The sequence below is a fragment of the Okeania sp. genome (genome assembly GCF_983059655.1).
The window spans coordinates 1-5,883 of record NZ_CEZPJD010000500.1 but is presented as its reverse complement, the minus strand read 5'-3'; the positions used below and the strand labels follow the sequence as shown (position 1 = coordinate 5,883).

6 protein-coding genes are annotated in these 5,883 nt (G+C 33.9%); 5 read left to right on the top strand and 1 reads right to left on the bottom strand.

All coding sequences use genetic code 11. The features are described 5' to 3' along the window. The first annotated feature begins 75 nt into the window (after positions 1-75). From AC3DU7_RS22750 to AC3DU7_RS22735, 4 genes are all read left to right on the top strand, one after another. Positions 76-1,200, top strand: a complete 1,125-nt coding sequence (locus tag AC3DU7_RS22750) for an AI-2E family transporter (RefSeq protein ID WP_488041574.1) — start codon at positions 76-78, stop codon at positions 1,198-1,200. A 513-nt stretch (positions 1,201-1,713) separates the two neighbouring features. After that, positions 1,714-2,781 carry an ABC transporter permease gene (locus AC3DU7_RS22745; protein WP_488041573.1) on the top strand — a complete coding sequence of 356 codons (1,068 nt, stop codon included), beginning with the start codon at positions 1,714-1,716 and terminating at the stop codon, positions 2,779-2,781. 312 nt (positions 2,782-3,093) lie between these two features. Then, positions 3,094-3,588, top strand: coding sequence for a hypothetical protein (locus AC3DU7_RS22740; protein WP_488041572.1), 495 nt, complete (start codon positions 3,094-3,096; stop codon positions 3,586-3,588). Positions 3,589-3,850: 262 nt separating this feature from the next. Next, entirely contained in the window at positions 3,851-4,774 is a 924-nt protein-coding gene (locus AC3DU7_RS22735) for a class I SAM-dependent methyltransferase (RefSeq protein WP_488041571.1), read from the top strand. A 301-nt stretch (positions 4,775-5,075) separates the two neighbouring features. Here the strand turns inward: AC3DU7_RS22735 and AC3DU7_RS22730 are convergent, their stop codons facing one another. Further along, positions 5,076-5,429 carry a Dethiobiotin synthetase gene (locus tag AC3DU7_RS22730; RefSeq protein WP_488041570.1) on the bottom strand — a complete coding sequence of 118 codons (354 nt, stop codon included), beginning with the start codon at positions 5,427-5,429 and terminating at the stop codon, positions 5,076-5,078. A gap of 94 nt (positions 5,430-5,523) precedes the next feature. Between AC3DU7_RS22730 and AC3DU7_RS22725 the strand changes: the two genes are divergently transcribed. Next, positions 5,524-5,802: a hypothetical protein gene (locus tag AC3DU7_RS22725; RefSeq protein WP_488041569.1), complete on the top strand. Its 279-nt coding sequence runs from the start codon at positions 5,524-5,526 to the stop codon at positions 5,800-5,802. The last annotated feature ends 81 nt before the right edge of the window (positions 5,803-5,883 follow it).

Here is a 5,883-nt window from a genome sequence, read left to right as displayed (position 1 = left end):
AGATGAAACAGTCCACTACTGGACTACACGATTTAATATTTATTTTACTGCTTTCTCACTTACTGAAATTTTACGATGAATGTCAAATTTTCACCTATTCAACAATTTCTAATTACATGGTTATTGTTATTAGTAGCAGGATGGTTAACAATCGAAGCAATTAGTTATGTAGGTGAAATAGTTAGTATTCTAATTACAGCAGGATTAGTAGCATTTTTATTAAACTATCCAGTAGCTAAACTACAAAAAGTTTTGCCCCGAAGTTTGGCAGCAGGTTTAGTATATTTAACGGCTGCTTTAGTAATATTAATTATCATCCTAACTATTGTTCCACCAGTTCTTAACCAAGCTCGACAATTGTGGTTGAAATTTCCAGACTTATTAGAATCGGCAAAATGGCAATTAACAGAATTTCAAGCCTGGAGTGAAAATAATAATTTACCCTTCGATGTCGGTATTTGGCAACAACAATTACTTGCAAAAACTCAAGAACAAATACAAGCGATCGCTGCTACAAGTTTTGGTTTAGTATTAGGTACAGTTAACTGGTTTTTCGACTTAATCTTAATCTTAGTAATTTCCTTTTATATGCTCTTAGATGGAGAAAGAGTTTGGGATAATCTAACAAGTATTATTGTTCCAAAAGTACGAGATGTATTTACAAAATCCCTAGAAGTTAATCTGCAAAGTTTTGTCTCTGGACAGTTGTTATTAGGTTTATTTATGGCAACTACCTTATCTTTTGCTTTTTGGCTTCTTGGTGTTCCCTATTTTCTACTATTTGCAGTATTTATAGGAGTAATGGAATTAATTCCATTTATTGGCGCAACTTTGGGCATTGGCACTGTAGGCAGTATAGTAGCAATTATTAATTGGTGGTTAGCTTTAAAAGTATTAATCGTGGCGATCGCTCTCCAACAAATTAAAGATAATATAGTTGCCCCGAGAATTATGGGTAATTTAACCGGACTTAGCCCAGTAATTATTTTTGCAGCATTACTATTAGGTGGTAAAATAGGAGGACTTTTGGGAGTAATATTAGCAATTCCACTCACTGGAGTTTTAAAAAGTATTGTAGAAGTGGTATTAAATCCAAAATTACCACCCCAAACAGGCTCTTTTTTTTATAATCCTATGGATGAAGAAAATGAATTATCAGAAATAGAAATAAAACAATTAAATCAAAAAAATTCTTCTTAAATTTTTCCTTTTTATCTCCTGGCTTCTGTCTAATATCAAATCTTATTAATTAGCCATAATAAATTAGTTATCTTTAGTTATTTTTAGAGGATATCTGAAAAGTTTTTTGATACTGAATTTTGCCCCCCGAGCAAGCCAACTTTGGGGGGAACAAGAGTCAATATGCTTCTAAAAGTCCCCCAATTTTGGGGGATTTAAGGGGCTTGGATGTAGTTGCCAAGGCAAGTTCGCCAAGGATTCAATTTTGCCCCCCGAGCAAGCCAACTTTGGGGGGAACAAGAGTCAACTTGCTTCTAAAAGTCCCACAATTTTGGGGGATTTAGGGAGCTTGGATGTAGTTGCCAAGGCAAGTTCGCCAAAGATTTCAATCCTTGGCTAATAGTTTAAGTCATTTTAAGATGACTCTTGAGAAGTATGCCATCTTTTTATATTGTGGTTAATCAGTGCAACTTGATATAACTTATTGAATTTATTCCTTCTTCCTTCTTCCCTCTTACTTCTTCCTTCTTAAATATGAAATGGTGGAAAAACCTTAAAAAAAATCCTCTAGCAAGATTTGGTGCATTACTGCTATTAATTTTTTACATATTAGTAATTGCTGCTGATTTTGTTGCCCCTTATGACCCTTATGCATCTCAAACTAATGGTTCCCTATTACCACCTACTACAATTTATTGGCAAAACCAAACAGGTGATTTTATTGGACCCCACGTTTACCCCACAACTCAAGGGCCAGTAGACTTAGAAACTGGACTGCGCAAATTAAGCGTAGACTTAGATAAACCATCCTCTCTCAGTTTATTTGTTAAAGGAACACCCTATAAACTGTTTGGTATCTTACCGCTAGATCGACATTTATTTGGCAGTACAGGTGAAGCAAAATTTAACTTATTAGGCACTGATGAACAAGCAAGAGACCAATTTAGTCGCCTAATTTTTGGCGGTCGTATAAGTCTATTTATTGGTTTAGTAGGTATTATGATTTACTTTCCTCTAGGGATGATTATTGGAGGAATTTCTGGTTACTTTGGTGGTTTAGTAGATAGTATTTTGATGCGCTTTGCTGAAGTATTAATGACAATTCCAGGTATCTATTTATTAGTAGCATTAGCTGCCGTATTACCACCTAGTTTAACTAGCGCTCAAAGATTTCTGTTAATTGTAGCTATTACTTCATTTATTAGTTGGGCGGGTTTAGCAAGAGTAATTCGTGGACAAGTTTTATCCATAAAAGAACAAGAATTTGTCCAAGCTGTGAGGGCCATGGGAGCAAATTCTTTTTATATTATTATCCGTCATGTATTGCCTCAAACTGCAACATACATAATTATCTCAGCAACTTTAGCCATTCCTAGTTTTATTATCTCAGAATCAGTTTTAAGTTTGATTGGTTTAGGCATTCAACAACCAGATCCATCTTGGGGAAATATGCTATCTCTGGCTACAAATGCTTCAATTTTAGTATTACAACCATGGTTAGTATGGCCACCAGCACTATTAATTATTTTGACAGTATTAGCCTTTAATTTATTAGGAGATGGGTTGCGAGATGCTCTAGATCCAAGAAATTTGCAAAGGTAATTTACCAATGGATAATGGATAATGGATAATGGATAATTAATCTACAGAGGTTTCAAGTATCTCTTTTTAATACCATTTCTCTGTAACAATGCGCTGAATAATTGTTGTTTAGATATTATTACATTTACTCTTCTCATCTTTTATTAACTGTAACTTCATGGAGAAATGGTATAAGGAGAAAAAAGAAATAAGATTTCCGTATAATTATCTAAAAATCTAAAATACTCTAAAACATATAGAAAATTTAAGATTCTTTTACATTATATTTGTATGATTTTTTCATCAGATGAGATAAGAACATTATTCTCGTTTTTGGCTATTATTATTTCATTGGTATCATTATACTTTACGCGACTAAATTGGATACAGTCAAATCGACCAATTATTGTTGCATATATTGATGTAAATGGTGAACCGGGCAATGTCAATATATTTTATGATTTAGTAGTATCAAATATAGGAAATCGTCCAGCAGTAAAGATTTGTCTACATTCTTCACCAGAGCAGATTAAAAATATTTTTGAAGATGAAATTAATACTGGAGGTGAATTTACTAGAAAACAGGAAACTGAACAAATTGAGAATTGTTTTTATCCAAAAAGTGAAATTGTTTTATTAGAACATGGTGAAAAATTATTTACTGCTTTTGGAGCTACTGGTATAACTCGATGGTTAAAATTTCGTTCAACTATTGATATTTCAATAACTTACTTTGATTTAGATGGTCGTTCATTTAAGTCTAAATTACCTCTTAAAGTATATCCAAGACAAGGTTTTTCAGGAATTATGTGGACTGAAAAGCAGTGAATTTTGGTAAAATTCAAGTAGTTTATAGATGGATGTGAAATTCTTGGAGCAATATCAAATTCCTCAATAAATTAGTTGATACTGAATAAATTAATCTAAATAAATCCGATCAAAAAATAGATAACGGAAAAAACAATAGTGCCACTCTATATTTATATTTAGAGATAAATACCTTGATTTAGTCTGTAAAATCAACAAATTAAGTTTTTCAATTCACAGAATAAAATAATTAATTTTCAACATATTTTTGTAAGATAAAAAAATGACTACTAATCTCAAATCTCAGCCTGATATAGCGACACAATTAGTAAATGGAATTCTCTCCATTAAACCTCTGTCAAATTTAGCAAAAACTCAAGCACGAAAGATGATTATTAAACGTGCAGAAAAAATTGGTGTGCCTTGGCGCAAACAAGTCAAAGAACTTTCCGAACGTAATTGGAATAAAGAATGGGAAATAGTAAATAATCCTAATTTGATTTATCCAGAATATTACCTTACTTCATTTCATGCTTATGAAAAAGGTAATATGAGTTGGGAAGCTGCTATAGAAGAAGAAGTAGCTGCTTTGGCAGTTCATGCAGGCATTTGGCCAGAATCAGGTATTGATGGAGATGCTAGACTTCGTAAAAGTTTTCTTGATATTCTCAAAGCAGAAATTCCTACACCAAATAATATTTTAGATTTAGGATGTGGTGCAGGGTTAAATACTTTTCCTCTACAAAAAACTTACCCAGAAGCTAAGTTGACAGGAGTAGATTTATCACCTTATTTTTTAGCAGTTGGTTTGTATCGTTCCCAACAACAAAATTTAGATATTAATTGGGTTCATGCTGCTGCGGAAGAAACTGGTTTACCTGATACTTCTTTTGATTTAATTTCTATTTCTTTAGTCTGTCACGAACTACCACAAACTGCTACTAGAAAAATATTTCGGGAGGCAAGGCGGTTATTACGTCCAAACGGCAATATTGCAATTATGGATATGAACCCTAAGTCAGAAGTTTATGCCACGATGAAACCTTATGTTTTTACTTTGTTGAAGAGTACGGAACCTTATATGGATGAATATTTTACTTTAGATATAGAAAAAGAATTGATAGATGCTGGTTTTGCAGCTCCCAAAATAATTTGTAATACTCACCGTCATCGCACAGTAATATCATCTCCAGTAGAACAATTATAATAGGGCTTCGTAGTTAGGCTTGAGCAATAATACATATAAATATTGTATAGGTTAAAGCCCAACTACAAACAAACACAAATTTTGTTATAACTAAATTATCTACAGCACTTTGCGACTCTATGAGGTACACCCCGAAGTGGGCAAGATGCCTGCACTACAATATTTTCACCATTTACCCTGCACATGATTTGCCCGAAATATGCTGTAACTCTATCAATTCTATTCTCCCCCACTCCCCCACTCCCTCACTCCCCCACTCCCCCACTCCCTCACTCCCCCACTCCCCCACTCCCCTACTCCCCTACTCGCCAGTAGGCCAAATACCAGAAAAGATATTTTTCACTGCAATTGAAATTCGTTCAATATCTTCTTTTAAAAGTGGTGGCCACATTACTCCTTTTCGTCTACCAGCTTCAAATAATTTCAGGCTTTCCATTGCTAATAAATATAATCCGGCAACTAATTCTCGGTCGAGAAGGGGGTCTCCTTGTAACATTTCAAAAGAGATTTTTAGAGCTAACAAAATATTAGTTGCTTGACCGGGAATAGGAGGTTTTCCTTGTTCGAGACGCATGAGGAAAGCATCTGGATTAATTTTAGTTTCTAAAGCTGTTCCTTGATCTATGAGAAATTGACGGGCAGTTTCGTAATTCATTTTAATAATTTAGGTGGTAGGTGTTAGGTTTTAGGTAGTTGGTTGGGAGAAAATTTACCAGATATCTGCATTTGGTCTTTCAGGACAAAGTGTTATGATTCAACTATATTTATTTAAGTTGTACCACTTATATATAGCAAAAATGTCACGGGAAAATATAGCAACAGTTGTTAAAATTTTAGAATCTCTTTCTGATACACAACAAGAGCAAATTATTGAGCATTTACGGGAATATATTGCTGATTTAGAAGATGAATTACAGTGGGATAAATCTTTTCAGAGAACACAAAATAGATTAGTAGAAGCAGCCAGACTTGCTAAACAACAAATTTCTCAAGGAAAGGCGCAAGCAATGGATTATGATAAGTTATGAAGTCTGCTACTTTACCGTCTTTTTGGTCAGAATATCATACCCTTCCGCCAGAAATTCGCCAGGCTGCACGAAAAGCTTATC